This is a genomic window from Streptomyces sp. NBC_00414 (assembly GCF_036038375.1).
In the GTDB taxonomy this organism is placed as follows: domain Bacteria; phylum Actinomycetota; class Actinomycetes; order Streptomycetales; family Streptomycetaceae; genus Streptomyces.
Genome location: NZ_CP107935.1, coordinates 2,056,432 through 2,077,479, shown reverse-complemented (window position 1 = coordinate 2,077,479; position 21,048 = coordinate 2,056,432). Strand labels below are relative to the sequence as shown.

Annotated in this window: 23 protein-coding genes; 9 read left to right on the top strand and 14 right to left on the bottom strand. The window is 71.7% G+C overall.

From position 1 onward, the window contains the following. Positions 1–141: 141 nt before the first annotated feature. Both OHS59_RS09000 and OHS59_RS08995 read left to right on the top strand, forming a co-directional pair. The gene (locus OHS59_RS09000) at positions 142–1,047 is read left to right on the top strand and encodes a metallophosphoesterase family protein (RefSeq protein ID WP_328492854.1); all 906 of its coding nucleotides are present in this window, start codon (positions 142–144) and stop codon (positions 1,045–1,047) included. Then, positions 995–1,723 (top strand): 4'-phosphopantetheinyl transferase family protein, encoded by a 729-nt coding sequence (locus OHS59_RS08995; protein WP_328492853.1) that lies wholly within the window; start codon positions 995–997, stop codon positions 1,721–1,723. The genes OHS59_RS09000 and OHS59_RS08995 overlap by 53 nt, the downstream gene beginning before the upstream one ends. 39 nt (positions 1,724–1,762) lie before the next feature. On the opposite strand, the gene OHS59_RS08990 is transcribed toward OHS59_RS08995, so the two are convergent. Then, the gene (locus tag OHS59_RS08990) at positions 1,763–1,990 is read right to left on the bottom strand and encodes a hypothetical protein (protein WP_328492852.1); all 228 of its coding nucleotides are present in this window, start codon (positions 1,988–1,990) and stop codon (positions 1,763–1,765) included. 285 nt (positions 1,991–2,275) lie between these two features. On the opposite strand from OHS59_RS08990, the gene OHS59_RS08985 reads away from it, so the two are divergent. Continuing rightward, on the top strand, positions 2,276–3,319 hold the full coding sequence (locus tag OHS59_RS08985; RefSeq protein WP_328492851.1) for an alpha/beta fold hydrolase: 1,044 nt from the start codon (positions 2,276–2,278) through the stop codon (positions 3,317–3,319). A 114-nt stretch (positions 3,320–3,433) separates the two neighbouring features. Here OHS59_RS08985 and OHS59_RS08980 read toward each other — a convergent pair whose 3' ends face one another. Genes OHS59_RS08980 through OHS59_RS08970 form a run of 3 tightly spaced genes read right to left on the bottom strand, consistent with a single transcriptional unit; the run spans position 3,434 to position 5,832 of the window. Beyond that, complete coding sequence (locus tag OHS59_RS08980) at positions 3,434–4,594, bottom strand: MAB_1171c family putative transporter (RefSeq protein WP_328492850.1); 1,161 nt, start codon at positions 4,592–4,594, stop codon at positions 3,434–3,436. A 15-nt stretch (positions 4,595–4,609) separates the two neighbouring features. Beyond that, positions 4,610–5,140: a toxin-antitoxin system, toxin component gene (locus OHS59_RS08975; RefSeq protein WP_328499133.1), complete on the bottom strand. Its 531-nt coding sequence runs from the start codon at positions 5,138–5,140 to the stop codon at positions 4,610–4,612. A 32-nt stretch (positions 5,141–5,172) separates the two neighbouring features. Next, positions 5,173–5,832 (bottom strand): helix-turn-helix domain-containing protein, encoded by a 660-nt coding sequence (locus OHS59_RS08970; protein WP_328492849.1) that lies wholly within the window; start codon positions 5,830–5,832, stop codon positions 5,173–5,175. A 277-nt stretch (positions 5,833–6,109) separates the two neighbouring features. Between OHS59_RS08970 and OHS59_RS08965 the strand changes: the two genes are divergently transcribed. After that, positions 6,110–6,787: an MmyB family transcriptional regulator gene (locus tag OHS59_RS08965; protein WP_328492848.1), complete on the top strand. Its 678-nt coding sequence runs from the start codon at positions 6,110–6,112 to the stop codon at positions 6,785–6,787. Positions 6,788–6,862: 75 nt separating this feature from the next. On the opposite strand, the gene OHS59_RS08960 is transcribed toward OHS59_RS08965, so the two are convergent. The 4 genes from OHS59_RS08960 to OHS59_RS08945 are packed head-to-tail and all read right to left on the bottom strand — an operon-like array spanning position 6,863 to position 10,273. Beyond that, positions 6,863–7,687 carry an ABC transporter ATP-binding protein gene (locus OHS59_RS08960; protein WP_328492847.1) on the bottom strand — a complete coding sequence of 275 codons (825 nt, stop codon included), beginning with the start codon at positions 7,685–7,687 and terminating at the stop codon, positions 6,863–6,865. Between the two features lie 20 nt (positions 7,688–7,707). Continuing rightward, a complete protein-coding gene (locus tag OHS59_RS08955; protein WP_328499132.1) occupies positions 7,708–8,487 on the bottom strand; it encodes an ABC transporter permease in 780 nt (259 codons plus the stop codon). A gap of 44 nt (positions 8,488–8,531) precedes the next feature. Continuing rightward, a complete protein-coding gene (locus OHS59_RS08950) occupies positions 8,532–9,305 on the bottom strand; it encodes an ABC transporter permease (RefSeq protein WP_328492846.1) in 774 nt (257 codons plus the stop codon). Beyond that, on the bottom strand, positions 9,302–10,273 hold the full coding sequence (locus tag OHS59_RS08945; RefSeq protein ID WP_328492845.1) for an ABC transporter substrate-binding protein: 972 nt from the start codon (positions 10,271–10,273) through the stop codon (positions 9,302–9,304). Before OHS59_RS08945 ends, OHS59_RS08950 begins: the two co-directional genes overlap by 4 nt. Before the next feature lie 207 nt (positions 10,274–10,480). On the opposite strand from OHS59_RS08945, the gene OHS59_RS08940 reads away from it, so the two are divergent. Continuing rightward, positions 10,481–11,296, top strand: a complete 816-nt coding sequence (locus OHS59_RS08940) for an IclR family transcriptional regulator domain-containing protein (RefSeq protein WP_328492844.1) — start codon at positions 10,481–10,483, stop codon at positions 11,294–11,296. Here the strand turns inward: OHS59_RS08940 and OHS59_RS08935 are convergent. From OHS59_RS08935 to OHS59_RS08920, 4 genes are all read right to left on the bottom strand, one after another. Then, positions 11,247–12,209, bottom strand: a complete 963-nt coding sequence (locus OHS59_RS08935; RefSeq protein ID WP_328492843.1) for a PDR/VanB family oxidoreductase — start codon at positions 12,207–12,209, stop codon at positions 11,247–11,249. The genes OHS59_RS08940 and OHS59_RS08935 overlap by 50 nt on opposite strands. Next, positions 12,206–12,391 carry a hypothetical protein gene (locus OHS59_RS08930; protein WP_328492842.1) on the bottom strand — a complete coding sequence of 62 codons (186 nt, stop codon included), beginning with the start codon at positions 12,389–12,391 and terminating at the stop codon, positions 12,206–12,208. Before OHS59_RS08930 ends, OHS59_RS08935 begins: the two co-directional genes overlap by 4 nt. Then, positions 12,388–13,452, bottom strand: a complete 1,065-nt coding sequence (locus OHS59_RS08925) for an aromatic ring-hydroxylating dioxygenase subunit alpha (RefSeq protein WP_328492841.1) — start codon at positions 13,450–13,452, stop codon at positions 12,388–12,390. Before OHS59_RS08925 ends, OHS59_RS08930 begins: the two co-directional genes overlap by 4 nt. 176 nt (positions 13,453–13,628) lie before the next feature. Next, complete coding sequence (locus tag OHS59_RS08920; protein ID WP_328492840.1) at positions 13,629–13,997, bottom strand: VOC family protein; 369 nt, start codon at positions 13,995–13,997, stop codon at positions 13,629–13,631. A 63-nt stretch (positions 13,998–14,060) separates the two neighbouring features. Between OHS59_RS08920 and OHS59_RS08915 the strand changes: the two genes are divergently transcribed. Continuing rightward, positions 14,061–14,537, top strand: a complete 477-nt coding sequence (locus OHS59_RS08915) for a MarR family winged helix-turn-helix transcriptional regulator (protein ID WP_328492839.1) — start codon at positions 14,061–14,063, stop codon at positions 14,535–14,537. A 23-nt stretch (positions 14,538–14,560) separates the two neighbouring features. Here the strand turns inward: OHS59_RS08915 and OHS59_RS08910 are convergent, their stop codons facing one another. Together OHS59_RS08910 and OHS59_RS08905 are read right to left on the bottom strand one after the other, a co-directional pair. Further along, complete coding sequence (locus OHS59_RS08910; protein WP_328492838.1) at positions 14,561–15,127, bottom strand: hypothetical protein; 567 nt, start codon at positions 15,125–15,127, stop codon at positions 14,561–14,563. A 223-nt stretch (positions 15,128–15,350) separates the two neighbouring features. Further along, the gene (locus tag OHS59_RS08905; RefSeq protein WP_328492837.1) at positions 15,351–16,331 is read right to left on the bottom strand and encodes a hypothetical protein; all 981 of its coding nucleotides are present in this window, start codon (positions 16,329–16,331) and stop codon (positions 15,351–15,353) included. Between the two features lie 302 nt (positions 16,332–16,633). Between OHS59_RS08905 and OHS59_RS08900 the strand changes: the two genes are divergently transcribed. From OHS59_RS08900 to OHS59_RS08890, 3 genes are all read left to right on the top strand, one after another. Next, entirely contained in the window at positions 16,634–17,839 is a 1,206-nt protein-coding gene (locus OHS59_RS08900; protein ID WP_328492836.1) for an MFS transporter, read from the top strand. A gap of 255 nt (positions 17,840–18,094) precedes the next feature. Next, positions 18,095–19,081, top strand: a complete 987-nt coding sequence (locus tag OHS59_RS08895; protein WP_328492835.1) for a hypothetical protein — start codon at positions 18,095–18,097, stop codon at positions 19,079–19,081. Between the two features lie 76 nt (positions 19,082–19,157). After that, positions 19,158–21,047: an HSP90 family protein gene (locus tag OHS59_RS08890; protein WP_328492834.1), complete on the top strand. Its 1,890-nt coding sequence runs from the start codon at positions 19,158–19,160 to the stop codon at positions 21,045–21,047. Position 21,048: the final 1 nt, after the last annotated feature.

Below are 21,048 nucleotides of genomic sequence, written 5' to 3'. Positions count from 1 at the left end.
CCGGTTCGCCCGGCGTCGGCGCGACTCGGCGTCCGGGTGCGAAGCCCGGACGGAGTCGGTCTTGTACGCCGCCCCGCGCGTGTGTTCTTGTGTTCTCATCCGGGCGGCCGAGAGGCGACCCGGCACGGGGAGGGAGCGAGGGTGACGACGGCTGACCGTCAGGGCCGGCTGCTGGCCATCAGCGACCTCCACGTCGGATACGCCGAGAACCGCGCCCTCGTCGAGGAGATGCGCCCCGAGACCGACGACGACTGGCTCCTGGTGGCCGGTGACGTCGCGGAGACGGTGGCCGACATCCGCTGGACCCTCGAAACGCTCGGCCGCCGCTTCGGCAAGGTGATCTGGGCACCCGGCAACCACGAGCTGTGGACCCACCCCAAGGACACCGTCACCCTGCGCGGAGTGGCCCGCTACGAACATCTCGTGGAGCTGTGCCGCGAGCTGGGCGTGATCACCCCGGAGGACCCCTACCCCGTATGGGAGGGCCCCGGCGGACCCGTCGCCGTGGCCCCGCTCTTCCTCCTCTACGACTACTCGTTCCTGCCCGCGGGCTGCGCGACCAAGGAAGAGGGACTCGCGTACGCCCACGGGACCGGCATCGTCTGCACCGACGAGCACCTGCTGCACCCCGATCCGTACCCCAGCCGCGAGGCCTGGTGCCGGGCCCGGGTGGCGGAGACCGAACGCAGGCTCGCGGAGATCCCCGACGGTCTGCCCACGGTGCTCGTCAACCACTACCCGCTGGACCGGCACCCCACGGAAGTCCTCTGGTACCCGGAGTTCGCCATGTGGTGCGGCACCCGGCTGACCGCCGACTGGCACCGCACCCACCGGGTGACCGCCATGGTCTACGGTCACCTGCACATTCCCCGCACCACCTGGCTCGACGGCGTCCGCTTCGAAGAGGTGTCCGTGGGTTACCCCCGCGAGTGGCGCAAGCGCTCGGAACCGCCGGGCAAGCTGCGCCGCATTCTGCCGATGGAGGTCGGATCCGGTGATCGAGGAACTGCTCCCGGAGTCGGTCGTGGCCGTGGAGGCACACGCTGACGACCACACCGAGGGCACCGGGAGCACCGCGGGCCCGACGCCGTACCCCGAGCTGTATCCCGGCGAGGAAGCGCTGATCGCGCGCGCCGTCGAGAAGCGGCGCCGGGAGTTCACCGTGGTGCGCGGGTGTGCCAGGCGCGCCATGGAGAAGCTCGGCGTGCCCCCACAGGCCGTCCTGACCGGTGACCGGGGAGCCCCGCGGTGGCCCGCCGGGCTGATCGGCAGCATGACGCACTGCGAGGGCTACGCCGCCGCCGCACTGGCCCGCGCCGCCGACCTGGCCTCGCTCGGGATCGACGCGGAGCCCCATCGGCCGCTCCCCGACGACGTGCTGTCGTCGGTGGCGCTGCCCGACGAGGTCCGGCGGCTCGGCGTGCTCGCCGGACACCATCCGCGGATCCACTGGGACCGGCTCCTGTTCAGCGCCAAGGAGTCGGTCTACAAGGCGTGGTTCCCCCTCACCGGGAAGTGGCTCGACTTCTCGGAGGCCGACATCGAGGTCTTCATGGATCCCGGACACACCACGTCCGGCGGCCTGAGCGCCGGACTCCTCGTACCCGGTCCGGTGGTGGACGGCCGTCGCATCGGCCGCTTCGAGGGACGCTGGACGATGGACCGGGGACTTGTGGCGACCTCGGTGACCGTGCCGCACGGGGTGTCGCACGGGCGGGACTGAGCGCGGCTCCCCACCCGTCGAGGGACTGACGGTGGCTCATCACACCTCCGGGCACCACGTGTGCAGCAGACGGAAGAACGCTTCCTCGTTCCCCTCGAGGCCCGCCGCGGCCAGTGCGCGCTCCGCCTCCGCGAGGGCGGAGGGCGGCACGACGACGGGTCGGCCCGAACCGGGCGGAGCGTCCAGCGAGGCTCGTACGGTCTGCAGCAGACGCAGATAGGCCTGTACGGCGGTGCGTTCGTGATCGGTCAGTACGGCTGTCGGCATCGGACGGCTCTCCCGGTTCGGCTCGGCTTCCGCTCTTGGGTCGTGCACGCGCCGCCGCACAGCGGTGGCGCTGGGTCCAGCTTGCCGTCCGCCACTGACAATGCCCTTTCCGTGCGTGTTCGTTCGCCCGGTTAGCGGAGGGGAAACATCACGGAAACCCCTTGTCGGACAAGGGGCTTACGCTGGAACCAGGGCCTTGGGCCGCACTCCCGGCGGCCCGGCGAGCGACCGGAACGGAGCCGGAGGAGCAGCACGGAGGAGCAGCCAGGAGAGAGGGACGAGCCGGTGGTCGACACCCCACGACGGCGCCCGCGCAGGGCCATGCGGCTGCGGCCCGTGGGCGACGGGGAACTGCGGCTGCACCACCGCGTGGTGCACGGCTACCGACGCGCCTACCGCATGACCGGTGAAGGCCCGGCCCTCGTCCTGATCCACGGCATCGGCGACTCCTCGGCGACCTGGGCCGGGCTCATCCCCGACCTCGCCCGCACCCACACGGTGATCGCCCCCGACCTGCTGGGCCACGGCGCCTCGGACAAACCCCGGGCCGACTACTCGGTGGCCGCCTACGCCAACGGCCTGCGCGATCTGCTCGCCGCCCTCGGCGTCGAACAGGCCACGCTCGTCGGGCACTCGTTCGGCGGCGGGGTCGCCATGCAGTTCGCCTACCAGTTCCCCGAGCGCACCGAGCGGCTGATCCTGGTCGGCGCCGGCGGTGTGGGCCGCGAGGTGAACCCCGTACTGCGGGCCGTGTCGCTGCCCGGCGCCCATCTCGCGCTGTCCGCGCTGCAACTGCCCGGCATGGGATTCCAGGCCCGGCTGTTCGCGCACCTGATGCGGCTGCTCGACACCGATCTGGGCCAGGACGCACCGGAGTTGCTCACGCTCGTGGACGCGCTGCCCGACGCGACCTCGCGCAGCGCGTTCATCCGCACCCTGCGGGCCGTGGTCGACTGGCGCGGCCAGGTGGTGACCATGCTCGACCGCTGCTATCTCACCGAGGGCATGCCCACGATGCTGATGTGGGGCGACCGGGACGGCGTGGTGCCGGTGCGGCACGCCTACGGGGCGCACGAGGCGATGCCCGGCAGCCGGCTGGAGATCTTCGAGGGTGCCGGGCACTTCCTGTTCCACGCGGACCCGGCGCGGTTCCTCTCCCTGGTCCAGGAGTTCACCGGCACCACGAGCCCCGCCGACTGGAGCCGTGAGCGGTGGAGCGAGCTGCTCAGGGCCGGCCGGCCCGGTACCGCGGCGGGGCGGCCGGACACGGTCCGCAACCGTGAGCTGGAGCGGGATCTGCGTGCGGCGAGTGAGCGGAGTGCGACCTGACGCGTTCGCGGTTCCCGTGGGAGGGCGGGTGCTCGTCCGCGGGTGTGTGGGGGCTGGGCGCGCCGTTCCCCACGCCCTTTCAGGGCTGCGCCCACTTCAAGGACTGCGCCCACTTCAGAGGCGTGTGCTGCGGGCCGCCTCGACCACGGGGGAGCGGAGCAGGGCGAGGGACACGCGGACCAGGTCGCGCGGGGCCTCGGGGGCCCCGGCCGGGTCCGTGGAGTGGGTGAGGCGGCCCTCCGGGTCGGCGGTCCGGGCCCGGACCGCCGCCGCGACCATCGCCGCGTCGGCCTCCGCCCGGGCCCGGGCGGGGTCGGAGCCCGCCGCCAGCGCCGCGGCATGGGCACGCGCCCGCAACCCCGCGTCGAAGTAGGGATACAGACTGAGCATCCCGTCGTGGATGTCCGACTCCCGCTGGGTGACCTGGAGTTCGGCGGGGGACCACCAGGACATCCGTGCCGCCCGGCCCGCGTGCGGCGAGACCGGCGCCAGTTCCCGCCACAACGGCCCCAGGCGGCGGTACGTCGACCAGGTCGACCAGGTGTCGCCGGCCCGCTGGCAGGCCAGCGGAAGACAGAAGCCGACCGCGCTGATCTGCGCCCCGGCCGAGGCGAGCACCGGGGCCACGTCGGAGCTGAGGTGGTCGAGGTTCCCGCCGTTCCAGCGCGCGACCACCGCCGTGAACTTGGCCGTCAGATAGGCGATGTTGCACACATAGCCCGCCACGATGATCAGCAGTCCCGCCCGCAGCCGGCCCTGGACCTGAAGGGCCCAGCGCCCGCACATCACGTTCATCGCGACACCCGCCACGGCCAGCGCGCCGAGATAGAGCACGATCATCTCGCGGACGAACGGCTCACCCGCGTAGTACGTGTCGAAGTCCCGCAGCCGCTCGACCGGGGTGTCACCGAGGGCGAACAGCACGAGCAGCACCACGATCACGACGCCGTACCCGGTGATCCAGCGCCGCGACATCCGGCGGGTCGCCTCCGGCGGGCCGCCACGCCAGTTGACGATCAGCACCAGACAGGCCGCGCTGAACGCGCTCAGCAGACAGTAGACGAGCGGCGCGGAGATGTTCGGGACGCCGAGGACGTCGTTCACCTCGGCGATGGTCGGCGGCGCCGCGAAGAAGAACACCAGCCCCGTCAGCGCCATCAGCCAGCACACCGACCGCAGCAGCGGATCACGCCAGGAGCGCAGCAGCGAGGGCCCCTTGGCGGCGAGCACGGCCGCCATGGCGACAGCGGGCAGGTAGTAACTGGAGCCGTCCACGGTGCGTCGGCGCTCTCAGCCCTGCGGGCCGCGATAGCCCAGGGACGCCTCGATCCGGCCCGCGAGCCCCTCACGCCGTACGGGACCGCGCAGCGCCGAACCGGCCAGCCACACACGGCACCTGCTCGCCAGCAGCAGGCCGAAGCTCTCGGCGTCCTTCTCGTCGGCCAGGTCGAACCGGGTGCGCGCCGCCACCCTGAGGACGGTCTCCCGCAGGTCGGCGCCGTCCGACAGCAGCCGGGCGGCGACGGCCGCGCCCTCCACGTGATGGCCGCGGTGGCCCGCGTTCATGTGCCACAGCTCGTGGCCGAGGATCACCAGCTGGTGGTCGGGCGCGGTGCGCTCCTCGACGACCACGAGGTCCTGCTCCGCCATGTCGAGCCAGAGCCCGCTGGCGGTGCCCGGCGGGAAGGCGGCCGTACGGAAGCGGACCGGACGGCCGCGCCGTCTGCTCATTGCCCCGCACAGGGCCGCGTACAGGTCCCCGGGCTCCGCCGGCGCCGGCAGCGACAGCTCGTCGACCAGCTGGCCGCACAGACGGCGCATCTCCCTTCCGACACCCACGGCAGTCCCCCGGATCACGACTCGGGCCGCTTGACGCTCTCCAGGAGCATGTCCAGCCACTCGGCGACCTTGTCCCGGTGCTGATCGGTGGGCAGTTGCGCGGCCCGCCAGGCGATGCCACGGACGCCGTGGTCCTGCAGCAGCCGCTCCAGCGGGTCGTCGGCGATCGCCGGGTCCGCCTGGCGCTCCCGGTCGGCGAGCCGCTGCAGCAGATCCTGCTCGGTGCGCTGCAGGGCGCCGGCGAGTGCCTCGGGGTCCTCGGCGGTCAGGAAGCCGGCGTGGACGCGGAAGAAGCGCTGGATGGCGTCGCAGTGCTCCATCGTCGGGCGCCGGTCGCCGTTGATGAGCGCGCCCGCCTGCTGGCGCGACATGCCCGCGCCGTCGGCGATCTCCTGCTGGGTGTAGCGGCGGCCGTTGGGCTTCAGCCGGGTACGGCGCAGCAGGTCGAGGCGCTGCAGGAAGCGGGCCTGGAGGTCGGGCTCGCCCGCGGGCCGCCCGTTCAGCAGGGACCGGACCACGACCTCGGGGACGCCCGACGCGGCGGACAGCCGGCGGACGTCGAACACCTCGCTGTGCGGTGCGCCGAGCCGGTCCGCGAGACCGGCGACCCGGGCCACGACGGCCGGCAGCAGACCCGTCGCCGTGGCGCCCGGAACCTCGAAGCCATCCGTCACCGACAGTTCTCCTACGTCTCAATCGACCGACCGCTGTGGGGGAACCGGATCCCTCGGACGTGAAGTCCCTGTGGGGATCCGTGTTGTGCAGCGTGAACTGCCCGAAGACCGGAGAGTAGCCCTTTGGTCGAACTCGCATCCAGGTCTCGCCACAACTGTGGCGGGATTCAGCCGTCAACGGGCGCCAAATGCCACGATAGTTGACACCGCTCCGGCCGGGGTAGCAGGATCACGACGCCGCGTGAAGGCCGCATAGGCAAGAGGGGTGGACCTCCCGATGGCATACCAGGCAGGAGGGCCCCGGCCGCAGCCGCGACCCGTCCCCGAGAGTCTTGAGGCCCAGGCGTATCTCCAGGACTACGCAGCACTCCTGGACGCCGTCACCTTTCCGTCCGTCGTCGTCGACCACCGCTGGGACGTCGTCCTCGCCAACGACGCGTTCGAGACACTTTTCCGCGCGGTCGGCCCGCACCCCACCGCGATGCCGGGCGACAACTTCCTCCGGTTCGTCCTGTTCCACCCGGACGCGGGCACGGTCCTCGCCGAGCACGAGTCGAGCTGGTGCCTGCCGATGCTGGCGCACTTCGCCGCCGCCGTGGAACGGCACGGCCACGACCACGGACTCCAGTCGATCCTGCGGGACATCGCCCAGGACCCGATCATGGACGCCGCCTACCGGCAGGGTCTGCCGCACTGGATCCGCTCGGTCGGCGCGCACGCCGTCGAGCACGACGGCGCGGTACGGCCGCTGCTGCACCCGGACCCGCGCTGGGGGAGTACGTGCCGGATCGTCGGCGAGACCCCCAAGACCCTTCGTGACATGGGGTACACGCGCCTGACGCTGGTCCTGCGCGAGGCCCGCCGCCCGACACCGGCGACCCGCCGTACGAACCGGCCCGGACGCGGCCGGCGCACGGCGACCCATCTCAGCGTGGTGCCCGCGGCCGAGGCGTGAGGGTCACCGTCGGCCGCTGGTGACACGTGCGCGGTCCCGGCGCCGCGTCTCGGAGCCGGTGTCCGGCACGGGCTCTCACCGCGGCGGAGGCGTGTCCGACGTGAGGTCCTTCACCAGCCGGTCGGCGACCGGCGCACCGCGTTTCGCCGCCTGGATCTGCTCGTACACATGAGTGCGCAGTTCGGCGAAGCGCGGCGCCACCCGGGTGTGCAACTGGTCCCGGTCGGCGGGGAGGTCGATCTTCAGCTGTTCCTGGACGACGGTCGGGGAGGAGGACAGGATCAGCACCCGCTCGCCGAGGTAGACGGCCTCGTCGATGTCGTGCGTCACGAAGAGGATCGTGATGCCCCGCTGCCGCCACAGCCCGCGGACCAGGTCCTCCAGGTCGGCCCGGGTCTGGGCGTCCACCGCCGCGAACGGCTCGTCCATGAGCAGCACCTGTGGCTCGTACGCCAGGGCGCGGGCGATGGCCACCCGCTGCTGCATGCCACCCGAAAGCTGCCACGGGTACGCGCCCGCGGCGTCCGTGAGGCCCACGGACTCCAGGGCGTCGGTGACCAGCTCACGCCGCCTGGCGCCACTGAACTTCTTCTGTTTCAGCGGTAGTTCGACGTTCTCGCGTACCCGCATCCAGGGGAACAGACTGCGCCCGTACTCCTGGAAGACGACCGCCATGTCGGGCGGCGGTCCGGTCACCCGGCGGCCCCCGACCAGCACCTCGCCGGCCGTGGGTGTGAGCAGCCCGCCCACACACTTCAGCAGGGTCGTCTTGCCGCAGCCCGACGGCCCGACCAGGCAGACGAGTTCGCCGGTGTCCACCGTGAAGGTGAGGTCGCGCACCGCCTCCACGCGCCGGCCCGATCCCTCGTAGACCTTCTTGAGGCCGTTTACGTCGAGCATGGACCGCCCTTTCGCGAGGTTCACGACGACCGCCGGGAGGCGTCGCGCAGACCGTGGTACCAGCCGAGCGCGCGCCGCTCGACGAGCCGGAAGACGACCGACAGGACGAACCCGAGCAGACCGAGCAGCAGGATCCCGGTCCACATGTCGGGGATGGCGAAGCCGCGCTGGAACTGGACGATGGTGAAGCCGAGCCCGTTGCTGGCGGCGAACATCTCACTGATGACCATCAGGATGATGCCGATGGACAGGGACTGGCGCAGCCCCGCGAAGATCTGCGGGCTCGCCGAGCGCAGCACCAGGTGCCGCAGCCGGGCGGCGCCCGTGATGCCGTAGGAGCGGGCCGTCTCGGACATCACCGAGTCGACCGCCCGTACGCCCTCGACGGTGTTGAGCAGGATCGGCCAGACGCAGCCGCTGGCGATCACCGCGACCTTCATGGTGTCGCCGATGCCCGCGAACAGCATGATCACCGGGACGAGCACGGGCGGCGGCACCGCCCGCAGGAACTCAAGGACCGGTTCGCACACCGCCCGCACCCGGCGGTACGAGCCGATCACCGTGCCCAGCGCCACCCCGGCGACGGCCGCGCACGCGTAACCGGCGCTCAGCCGCAGCACGCTGGGCAGTACGTCGTCGTGCAGCCGATCGCCGGTCCACACGTCCGGGAACGTGGTGAGGATGGTGCGCAGCGGCGGCCAGTAGATGTCCGTGCTGTCGTCCGACGCGAACCACCACGCCACGACGAGCACGACGGGCAGCGCCACGACGAGGAACAGCCGCAGCAGGACACGCTGGATGCCGTCGGTCACCCGGCTGCCCTTCCTGACCCTCGCGCCGCCGTTCACACCGCCACCTCCCCGCGTACGGACTGGTGCCAGGCCAGCGCCCGCCGCTCGACGGTCCGCGCGCCCACGTTGATGAGAAGCCCGAGCAGACCGGTGACCACCACCAGCGCGTACATCTCCGGCACCGCCTGCGAAGTCTGCGCGACGGCGATCCGCGCGCCCAACCCCGGCGCCCCGATGACGAGTTCGGCGGTCACGACGAGGATCAGCGCCACCGCGGCGGCCAGCCGCACACCCGTCATGACGTACGGGAGTGCCGTCGGCCACAGCACATGGCGGACCCGTGCCCAGGTGCCCAGGCCGTAGGAGCGGGCGGTCTCCTCGGCGACCGGGTCGACGTCCTGGACGCCGTACATGACCTGCACGAGGACCTGCCAGAACGACGCGTACACGACGAGCAGGAGCACCGAGCGCAGTTCGGTGCCGTACAGGAGCACGGCGAGCGGGATCAGCGCCACCGACGGGATCGGGCGCAGGAACTCGATCGTCGAGGCCGTCGCCTCACGGAGGTAGGGCGTGACCGAGATCAGGACGCCCGCGACGATGCCCGCGCTCACGGCGATGACCAGGCCGATCGCCCAGCCGGTGAGCGTGTCCCCGAGCGCGGTCCAGAACGCCTCGTCGGCGAGCTCGGTGGCGAGCGCGTCGGCGATACGGCTGGTCGGCGGGAAGTAGTCCTCGTCGACCAGCCCGAGCCGCGGCACCACCTCGCCGAGAGCGAGGAAGGCCGCGAGCCCGCAGGCGCCCAGCAGGGCGTTGGTACCCCTCACGGAAGCAGCTTGTTCAGGTCCGGCTCCTTCTCGAACAGGCCGTCCTGCTGCCCCAGTTCGGCCAGCCTCTCGATGGAGCGGCGGTCCGGCTCCGCGGGCCACCGGGGCAGGATCAGCGACTCCACCAGCGCCTTCGGGATCTTCGTGTACGTGGTGATGATCTCGCGGACCTCCTCCGGGTGGCTGTCCGCGTACTCCAGGGACTCGATGGTCGCCGCCTGGAACTTCTTCACCATCTCCGGGTTCTGCTGGACGTACTTCTGGGAGGAGAAGAACATCGCCACGGTGAGGTCGGGCGACACGTCGACGAAGAGCGAGGCGATGGAGGTGCCGCCCTGTGCCTTGATGCTCGCGAGCGCCGGTTCCACGACACAGGCCGCGTCCACCTGACCGCCTTCGAGCGCGGCCGGCATCTGGTCGAAGGGCATCTCCACGAACTTGACCTTGGACGGGTCGCCGCCGTCCTTGCGGACCGACTCCCTGGTCGAGGTGTCGCAGATGTTGTTGAGCGTGTTGGCGGCGACCTTCTTGCCCTCCACGTCCTTGGCGGACTTGAGCGGGCTGCCCTTCTTCACGGCGAGTTCCGCGAAGTCGGCACCCTTCTTGCCGGTGGACGCGACACCGTTCACCACGGCCTCGACCGGCACGTTCTTGGACTGGGCGACCAGCAGGGACGTCATGTTGCTGAAGCCGAAGTCGAACTGGCCGGAGACCACGCCGGGCACGATCGCCGCCCCGCCCTGCGCGCTGGTCAGCGCCAGCTCGATGCCCCGCTCGCTGTAGAAGCCCTTCTTCTGGCCCAGGTACATCGGGGCGACGTCGATGATGGGGATGACGCCGACCTTGACCGTGGTGGTACCGCCGGAAGCCTTGTCCTCGTCGTCCGACCCGGGGGAGTCGGACGAACCGCAGGCCGTCGCGGCGACGAACACGGCGCCGGTCACGAGGCCGATGAGCAGACGACGCATCACTCCCCCTATTGAAACTGTTGGGACAGTTCTTCGACAGGCTGTGCGTAGGCCGCTGTGCGCAGACCGCACAGAAGTGCTCAGCGGGAACGTAGAACCTGGCCGTGGAAGAGGTCAATGCCCTTGACGCGCAAGGTCGTTGACAGTTGCCGAAGTGTGCTCCTAGCGTGCGCAGAGCGCACCCCCGTGCGTCCCGTGGAGGCGACGATGCCTGCTGCAGCCCGCGAACCGCATTTCGTCCAGTCCTTCGAGCGCGGACTCGCGGTCATCCGCGCCTTCGACGCCGATCACCCGGAACTCACGCTCAGCGAGGTGGCGCGGGTCAGCGACCTGACCCGCGCGGCGGCCCGCCGCTTCCTGCTGACCCTCTTCGACCTGGGATACGTGGAGACGGACGGCCGGATGTTCCGGCTCACCCCGCGCGTCCTCGAACTCGGATACTCGTACCTGTCCAGTTTCACCCTGCCGGAGATCGCCGAGCCGCACCTGGAGCAACTCGTCACGCAGGTACGGGAGTCGTCGTCCCTGTGCGCCCTCGACGGCGACGACATCGTGTACGTCGCCCGCGTACCGACGCACCGCATCATGACCGCGACCATCACCGTCGGCACCCGCTTCCCGGCCCATCTGACCTCGGTGGGCAGGGTGTTGCTCGCACAGCTGCCCGACGAGGAGATCGACGCCCGCCTGGCACGCGCGGACCTGAGCCCCCTGACGGCCCGCACGATCGTCTCGGCCGACCTGCTGCGCACCGAACTGCGCCGGGTGCGCCGTCAGGGGTACGCGATCGTCGACCAGGAACTGGAGGAGGGGCTGCGCTCGGTCGCCGTCCCGGTGCGCGACCGGGACGGCGAGGTGGTGGCGGCGGTCAACATCCCCGTGCACGCCAGCCGCAACTCCGTCGAGTCCGTACGCCGTGACCTGCTGCCCCATCTGCTGGCCACGGTCGCCCGGATCGAGGCGGACCTGCGGATCACAGGTCGAGCACGAGGCGCTTCCCGCGGCACCGGGACACGCAGATGAGCATGGTCTCCCCGGCCTCCCGCTCCTCGTCCGTGAGCACGGAGTCCCGGTGGTCCGGTGTGCCGTCGAGGACGTCCGTCTCGCAGGTCCCGCAGGTGCCCTCGGTGCAGGAGAAGAGCACCTCGACGCCCGCGGCCCGTACGGTGTCGAGCACGGAGACGTCGGCGGGCACGGTGAGCGTGCGGCCCGACCGCTCCAGGACCACCTCGAACTCCGTGTCCCCGCCCGCCCGCCGAGCCTGGGCTGGGACCTTCGGCTGGAAACGCTCGACGTGCAGCGCGCCGCCCGGCCATCGCGCGCACCGCTCCTCCACGGCGTCCAGCAGTGGACCGGGGCCGCAGCAGTAGACGAGCGTGTCCGGCCGCGGGGTGCCGAGCACGGCGCCGAGGTCGAGCAGTCCGCCCTCGTCCTGCGGAACGACGCGCACCTTGTCCCCGTACCGCCTCAACTCCCGCGTGAACGCCATGGAGTCGCGTGTCCGCCCGCCGTACAGCAGCGTCCAGTCCGCGCCCGCCGTCTCGGCCGCGGCCAGCATCGGCAGGATCGGGGTGATGCCGATGCCGCCCGCGACGAAGAGGTAGCGCGGCGAGGGCAGAAGGGCGAAGTGATTGCGCGGGCCGCGCACACGGATCTTGCCGCCCGCCCTCAACTGCCCGTGCACATGGGCGGATCCGCCGCGCCCGTCGGGTTCCCTCAGCACCGCGACGCGCCATGCGCGCCGGTCGGCCGGATCGCCGCACAGGGAGTACTGCCGCTCCAGGCCCGGAGCCAGGACCACGTCGATGTGGGCGCCGGGTTCCCAGCCGGGCAGCTCCTCGCCGAGCGGATGACGCAGGGTGAGGGCGAGCACGCCGTCGGCGGCCGACTCCCGGCGCTCCACGAGGAGTTCGGCTTCGTACGTGTGCGAGGTCATGAGCCGTTCCCCCGGGGCAGGTGTCCTTTAGGCGTGTGTCCTTCGGGGTGGCCGAGCATCCACTCCCACATCTCGACCGGGTCCTCGGCGGTGTGCTCGGCTCCGCAGTGACAGGTGCCGTGGAGCACGTCCGTGCCCGGCAGCCAGTCGATGCGGTAGATCTCGCCCGTGGGGCTGCTCACTGGACCTTCTCCACGGGCTTGTCGCCCTCCTCGACCAGCCGGGCGAGGATACGGCGGGCGGCCAGACCGCCGGTGTCGATGTTGATGCTCAGTTCCTGGTAGCCGGTGCGCTCCGTGCCGAGCGTGCGCTGCAGCAGGTTGAGCGCGTCGACGTCCTGCATCACCACGGTGTGGTTGTTGGCCCGCAGGAACTCGCTCACCTCGGCGTCGTCGGTCGCCCAGTCGCGCGAGACCATCCAGAAGTCGTACACCGCGCCGTCGGCGGACGGGGTGATGGCGTACGTGATCTCCGTGTGGAAGCCGTTCGGGTCGCTGCCGTCCGGCTCGGGCACCACACCGACCGGCGCGATCCGGCTGTGCAGCAGATACAGACAGGGCGCGTGGTACTCGATGTCCTGCCAGCGGGTGATCCGCCCCTTGATACCGGTCGACCTGGCGTAGAACGGCGGGCACTCGGCGTCGTCCATGTGCCGGCTCACCCGCACGATGCCCGCGCCCTCGTCCACCTCGGTGGTGATCGGAGTCTCGGCGACCTCGGGGGTGCCTATGTAACCGCCGTGCAGATACGTCTCGTGGGACAGGTCGAGGAGGTTGTCGACGAGGAGGCCGTAGTCGGCGTCGATCGGCTCCATCCCGCTGACGGTGACCCAGCCGGGGGAGTCGAGGTGCGCGGCCCGCGGGATCGTCCCCGCGTCGGCGAGGGACGGGTCGCCGATCCAGACCCAGATCAGGGCGTCCTGCTCCACCACCGGGTAGGAGGCGACCCGCGCGGTGCGCGGGACACGTTTCTGACCCGGTACGTACACACAGACACCCGTCGTGTCGTACGTGAAGCCGTGATAACCGCAGACGATCCGGTCACCGTCGAGCCCGCTGGCGGAGAGCGGATAGCGGCGGTGCACACAGCGGTCGTGCAGGGCGACGGGCCGGCCGTCGTCCTCGGTCCGGTAGAAGACGAGCGGCTCACCGAGAATCGTCCGCCCGAGCAACTCCCGCCCGACCTCGTGGGCGTAGGCGGCGACGTACCACTGGTGCCTGGCGAAGGCGGTGGTGTGCGGCATCTTTGCGGCTCCCGTCTGTCTGCGATGCCGACATCCTCGGGAAGCGCGTCACGGGGACGCAATACGGCTTCCGCCTCACGGAAGGGCCGCTGTGGAAGGCCTGTTCAGAGGGTTGATCCGGATACGTCCCGGTGCTCGGCCCCGGTGGAACGCGCAACCACGTGGCGTCCGGCCGGTCAGGCGCGGTCGTGGAGGGTGACCTGGTAGCCGTCGGGGTCGGCGAAGGTGAAGGTCCGGCCGAAGGGGCCGTCGACCGGTGCGGAGACGATGGTGTGACCGTCGGTGACGAGCGCGTCGTGAATGGCCTGGACGTCGGTGGCGTGGAGCCAGATCGCGGCACCGATGCCGGGCTGGGCGACCGATGTGAGATCGGTGCCGGGAACGAGGTCGCGCAGGGCGAACGCGATCGGCTGGGTCTCGAAGACGACGGCGTGCGGAGGACCGGCCTGCGAGCGGACGAGGCCGAGGTACCGCTCGTAGAACGCCTGCGAGGCGTCGAGGTCGCGTGCCTGGAGCGAGATGAAGTCGGGGCCGGTGACGGGCATGGTGATGCTCCTTCTCTTCGTGTCAGTTTTCTGACACAGGTCAATCTATGTCAGACTTCTGACATGAATCAAGACGGTGTCGGCGTCGACCTGGAGACGTCACTGGGCTACCTGCTGAAAGAGGCGTCGAGCGTCCTGCGCGCAGCAATGGAGGAGGTGTTGCGGCCGCTCGGGATGAGCGTGACGCACTACTCCTGTCTCGAACTGCTGGCTCAGCGGCCGGGCTTGTCGAACTCCGAGCTGGCGCGTGGCGCGTTCGTGACGCGGCAGTCGATGAACGTGCTGCTTCAGGCCCTGGAGCGAGAGGGCCACGTGACCAGGCCCGCGCAGGCGCCCGTCGGGAAGGTGCTTCCCACGCGGCTCACGCCCCGTGGTCGACGGAGCCTGGAGAAGGCGACCGTGGCGGTCCGGTCCGTCGAGGTCAGAATGCTGGCCGGCCTGACCGAGGCCGAGCGGGCGGGCGCGTTCCGGAGTCTGCAGAGCATGATCCGCTCCCTGCGTGACGGCGACGGTGACGGCGACGGCGACGACGGCGCGTAGTCCGTTCCCCCGTCCGCGACTCGTCAGGCCCCGGCGGCGAGTGTCAGCCGAGAACGGGACACCCGTGCGAGCGGCACGCGCGTGACGGCGACCGGGGTGATGGCCGGTGCGGCGATCGGCCAGGAGGCGGCCTCGCCCGCCACCCGACCGCGCCGGTCCTCCGCGAAGACGAACAGCCGCAGGACCAGGAACCGGCCGGTCCCCGCGAGTCCGGAGGCGCCGAGGTAGACGATCTGCTCGGTGAGCACCCCGGGCGACGACTGCGCCAGGTGCAGGACGAGCACGGCGAGGGAGGTCATCGCGTAGGCGGCCGTGGCGGACCCGGCGGACTGCCAGTGCCGGCGCCATCCGGCCCGCTTCCCGGTCCCGAAGGTGAACAGCGCGTGCAGCTCGGTGCACAGGACGGTCGACGCGACGGTGATCACCGCGTTCGCCACGACCCAGGGCAGCGCCCCCGCCAGCAGCGCCACCGCACCACTCGAAAGAACCCCGACACCGCCGCCGCACACCACGAACCGCACGAAGGAGGCGAACGCCCCGGACCCGGAAGCGGCCTCGTCCACCGTCTCGGCGCTGGTGATGCTGCTCATGCTGCTTCCGATCTGCTCGTCCCGTGCGGCTAACGCATGTAAGGCTACGAGCGTAAGGCGATCGGGGCAAGAGGGAGCGCGTATAAGTTTTCATCCGTAAGGTAACGGCGTGGTGGGCCGCTGCGGATGTCGGCGACCGGTGCTCGGGCTGTCAGGTGGACGACAGGGTGATGTTCTCGTTGTGGCGGAGTGGGTTGTCCGGGTCCCGGGTGGCCTCGACCGCCTACGGCGCGCCCGGAGCGAGGGTGCGCAGTGTGCGCTCCACGTGGCCGTGGAAGTCGCCCTCGTTGTAGTCGGTGGTGGAGGCGGGAGCGGGGGCGGCGGACGCGGCCGTGAGTTCGGCGACGGCGCGGCCGACCAGGGCGGACCCGATGCCTGCGGGGCTGCCTGCGGGACTGGCGCAGGCGATGCGGGCGAGCGCGGTGGCCGCCGCCCACCGCACCAGCCGGTCCCCGCTGTCCAAGTGCGGGGCGAGGTCGGCGACTTGCGCGCTGGTGCCGACGAGGCCGACGGCGACCAGGGCGGTGGCCGCCGCGACAGGATCGTCCTCGCGCTCGACCAGGGCGAGCAGGCGCGGCAGCGTGACGGCCGAGGCTTCGGGGAACCAGGCGCTCAGATAGGCGATACGGGTACGCAGGCGGGGATCGCCGTCATCGAGCAGGGCCAGGAGCCCGGGCAACTCGGCGAGGACCGCGTCGTACGAGCACAGTGCCGTCCACCGTGCGTCGGGCGAGTCGCCGGCCGCCACCCGGTCGCGTACGTCCAGCAGTTGCCGGCGCTGTTGCTCGTCCGTCTCCGCGGCCAGCTGCTCGTCGTACCAGAGCAGCATCTTCTCCGGGGAGCCTTCGGACGCGGCCGCGCGCCAGGCCGCCGTGTCGATCCCGGTGGTGAGCCGGTACTCGTCGTGCCAGTCGACCGCGAGGCGGGTCAGCAGCCACATCGTCTCCTCGCGGGCGGCCGGCGGGCCGGCGACCGCGATCCGGGCGAGGAACGGCACCGCGGCCGGGGACGCCCGATACCGGCTGCCTTGATGGAAGATGTTGCTGAACAGGCTGCCGAACGCCTTCTTCCGTGCGGCCTCGTCCTCCCCGCATAACGCACGTATCTGGCCGGGAACGTCCTCGGCCGACCCGTACGCATGCGACAGACCCGCCCAGTCCACGTCGTCCAGACCGTCCGCCGGCGTCCCGCGCCCCATGATCATGGCGGCAGGATGCCATGCGGCTGTGACAGCGGCACATAGGCCCCACGCTGACGAGCGCGGATGCCCGGTGTTCGGTGCGCGCCCGGGATCGCGGCCCCGGACGCCCCGTCCGGCAACGTTCGTGCAGGTGCCGCAATGCGCCGGACCGGCCGCCGACGCGAGGCCCTGGAGTCGTTCGGGCGGCTGCTGTCCCCGACCGGAAGCGCTTCCGGCGGGCCCGCCGCCTGACCGCCGTCCGCCCTGTCCACCGTGCGGGCGTCGTCAGGACGCGTGCGGCGCCGGGCGAGGTTACCGTCGGCCGTATGGCCGGTGATCTTCGAGGCATGCGACGGTGCCTGCTCGGCGGGGCGGTGTTCGCCGTATGCATGGCCGGCACGACCCTGCCGACCCCCCTCTACGGCCTCTACCAGGAGAAGTTCGGTTTCTCCGAGCTCACCGTCACCGTCGTGTACTCCGTCTACGCCGTCGGAGTCATCGGGGTGCTGCTGCTCGCGGGCAACGCCTCGGACGCCCTGGGCAGGCGCCCGGTGCTCCTGTGCGGCCTGGGCTTCGCGGCCGCGAGCGCCGTCTGCTTCCTGTGCGCCACCGCGATGGGCTGGCTGTACGCGGGGCGGCTGCTGTCGGGTCTGTCCGCCGGTCTGTTCGCCGGGGCCGCCACCGCGTACGTGATGGAGCTGGCACCGCACGGCGGCGCCTCGCGTGCCACGTTCGTGGCGACCGCGGCGAACATGGGCGGGCTGGGCTGCGGTCCGCTGCTCGCCGGAGTGCTCGCGCAGTACGCCGACCGGCCGCTCCACCTGCCGTTCGCCGTCCATCTCGCCCTGGTGGCCTGCTCGGCCGTCGTCCTGCTGCGGCTTCCGGAGACGGTGCGGCAGCAGCGGCCACTGAGCACCGTACGGCCGCAACGGCCCGCTCTGCCGCCACGGGTCCGGGTGGTCTTCTGGCCGGCCGCGGCCGCCTCCTTCGTGGGGTTCGCGCTGTTCGGGGTGTTCACCTCGGTCAGCCCGGCCTTCCTCGCCCAGTCCCTGGACGTGCACAACCACGCGCTGATCGGACTGATCGTCGCGCTGGCCTTCTTCGCCTCGACCGGCGGGCAGTTGGCCGCCGGCCGGGTCGGCGTCGGCCGGTCGCTGCCCCTGGGCTGCGTCGCGCTCCTCGCCGGGCTGGCCCTGCTCGCGGGCGCGCTGCACTGGGACCTGCTGCCGCTGGTGGTGCTGAGCGCGATCGTCGGCGGGACCGGGCAGGGCCTGGCGTTCCGCGGGGCGCTGTCCGCGGTGGCCGAGGCGTCCGACGCGGACCGGCGAGCGGCCGTGATCTCGGCACTGTTCGTGGTGGCCTACGTGGGCATCTCGCTGCCGGTCATCGGCGTGGGGCTGCTGGCGGAACCGATCGGCCTGGAGAACGCCGGGCTGGTGTTCATCGCGTGCATGGCTCTCCTGGTGTCGATCGCGGGCGTCTACCTGCGCCGACGGCCGATGCCCGCGACGGAGGCCGGCGGAGCCGCCTGATCCCGGAGAGCCGGTCGGGTACGGCCCGGCCCGCTCGGCCTCGGCACCGCCGGCATGGCGGGGAACGAACGCGCACTCGCAGCACGGACCGGTCTCATCGGACCCCGGTCGCGAGACGCCGACGACCCCCGGGACGGGGGGGAGAGGGCGGGTGCCGGGTCCGTGGAGGGCCGGTGAAATACCTGTGGAAATGGTGTCGGTGGGGCCGTCTATGCTGCACCCCGAAGATCACGCGGGACCACGGGAGGGCGCGGCATGTTCGGCAAGCTGTTCGGCGGGGGTGCGGAAAGACCGGCGGCGGATCCGCACGCCCTTCCCGTCCCGCGGAGGCAGAAGCACGGCGTGTACACGCTGCGCGCACTCGGAGACGTACGGGTGCTCGCGCTGGTCGAGGCCGCCGACGCGGGTGACTGGGAGGCGGTCAAGGCGGCGCTGGCCCCCTTCGACCTCGGCCGCGACCACCTGGTCCTGGACGAGCTGGCCGGCTTGGACGGCGTGCAGGACTGGACCGGCCGGGCCGCCGAGGAGGACAAGGAGCACCGGGCGACGGCCCTGCTGATATCCGGGGCGCGCCACATCGACTGGGGCTGGGAGGCGCGCACCGCCGACCGCGCCGTGAACGTCTCGCAGGAGCAGTGGCGGATCTTCCACGAGCGGCTCGGCACCGCCGAGGAACAACTGCTCGCGGCAGCCGAGTTGCGGCCCGAATGGGTCACGCCGTGGAGCCTCCTGCTCACCTCCGGCCGTGGCATGTCCCTCGGCTCCGCCGTGAACGAGATCCGCCGCGACGCGGCCCTGCGCCGTGACCCGCTGGACCTGGAGACCCACATCGGGTGGGTGTCGCAGCTGCAGCCCCGCTGGGGCGGCGAGCCGGGCCAGGCACTGGCGTTCGCCCAGGAGGCGGCCGCCCGCGCCCCGCACGGCCACCGCCTCGGCTGCGTGATCGCCATGGCGTACATCGAGGAGTGGGTCGAGTCGGAGCGCGGGGACCACCTCGAAACCTCCGAGATCCAGGCGCAGCTGCGCGAAGCCGCGGACCACAGCATCCTCCACCCCGCCTACGTGCGGCGCCCGGGCTGGCAGCACGACTTCAGCATGTTCGCCATGGCCCTGTCGCTGGCCGGCGAACGCCACACGGTCAAACGCGTCTTCCGGACGCTGGACGGCGCCTACACCAAGTGGCCCTGGACCTACTTCGCGGAGCCCGAGAAGCATTTCACCCGCCACCACCGCCGCGCCTGAGCGCAGACCGGCCCCGATTCCCGCTCCGGCATCTGACGCCCCGGCATCCCCTGCCCCTCCCACCCCGGACTGCCCGATGACTCTGCCCGAAACCGCGTCGAACCCGGCCGGCGCCGACCGCACCTTCCAGGTGGACCTGCGCGGCCTCGTCGATCTCCTCTCCCACCACCTCTACTCCAGCCCCCGCGTCTACCTGCGCGAACTCCTGCAGAACGCCGTGGACGCGCTGACCGCCCGGCACACTCTCGAACAGCCCGCGCCCGCCGACGCCTTCGGCATCCGCCTGTACGCGAACGGTTCGGTGGTACGCGTCGAGGACGACGGCGTCGGTCTCACCGAGGACGACGTGCACGCCTTCCTCGCCACCATCGGCCGCAGCAGCAAGCGAGCCACGGAGGCCTCCGGGGACGAACCCGTCCGAGGCTGGGGGAGGATCACCGAGCAACGCGGGGACTTCATAGGCCAGTTCGGCATCGGCCTGCTCTCCTGCTTCCTGGTCGCGGACGAGATCCATGTACTGAGCCGCTCCGCCCGCACCCCCGACGCACCCGCCGTCGAATGGCGGGGACGCGGCGACGGCAGCTACACCGTCCGTACCCTGCCCGCGACCGCCCGCCCCCGGCCCGGCACCACCGTCACACTGACGCCGCGCGCCGACGCGGGGGAGTGGACCCGCCCGGCCCAGGTGCACGCGCTGGCACGGCAGTTCGGCTCCCTGCTGCGCCACCCGGTGACCTTCGACGACGGCACGGCCGGCGGCGGCGCGGGCGCGCCCGTCAACCCCGAGCCCGCCCCCTGGGCACGTACGTACCCCACCCCGGGAGCCCGCTCCCGCGCGCTGGCCGCGTACGGCAAGGAGGTCTTCGGGTTCACGCCGCTGGACACCATCGAACTGGACCTGCCGGCCGTGGGCCTGAAGGGCATCGCGTGCGTGCTGCCCGAGACGGTGCCGGCCGGACGCCGCAACGGCCACCGCGTGCACGTCAAGGGCATGCTGCTGTCCGAGCAGGCCGAGGAGATCCTGCCCGAGTGGGCGTTCTTCGTCCGCTGTGTCGTCGACGCCGAGAACCTGCGGCCGACGGCGTCCCGCGAGTCCCTGTACGAGGACGACACGCTCGCCGCCGTCCGTGACGCTCTCGCCGAGCGGCTGCGCGGGTGGATCGCCCGGGCCGCCGCCAGCGACCCGGACCTGCTCGCCCGCTTCCTCCACGCCCACCACCTGGCCGTGAAGTCGCTCGCGGTGCACGACGACGAGATCCTGCGGATGCTGCTGCCCTGGCTGCCGTTCGAGACCACCGACGGGCACACCACCCTCGACGAGTTCGCACGCACCCACCGCACCGTGCTCGTGACATCGAGCGTGGAGGAGTTCCGGCAGGTCGCCGCGATCGCCTCGGCCGCCGGACTCGGCGTCGTCAACGGCGGTTACACCTACGACCGCGAACTGGTCCACCGGCTGCCCGAGATCAGGCCCGGTGCCACCGTCGCCGACCTCGACCCGGAGACCCTCACCGCCCACCTCGACCCCGTCGACCGGGAGACGGAACTCGCCGCCGCGGCCTACCTCGCCCAGGCCCGCGACGCCCTCGCGGTCTTCGACTGCGACGTCGCGCTGCGCACCTTCCACCCGGCCTCCGCCCCCGCCCTCCTCGTCGACAGCCGTGAGGCCCGGCACGAGCGCACCCGCTCCCAGCTCGCCCGCGAGCAGGAGGGCGGCGTGTGGGGCGACATCCTCGGCGCCCTGCGCCAGGAGGCCCCACGGGCCCAGCTGATCCTCAACCAGCTCAACCCGCTGGTGCGCACCGCCGTCACCATCGGCGAACCCGAGCTGGCCCGCACCAGCGCCGAAGCCCTGTACGGGCAGGCGGCGATGTTGTCCCGGCGTCCGCTGAGGCCCGCCGAATCGAGCCTCATCAACCGCTCGTTCCTCGACCTGCTCGCCCACGCCCTCCGCAAGGACAGCTGAC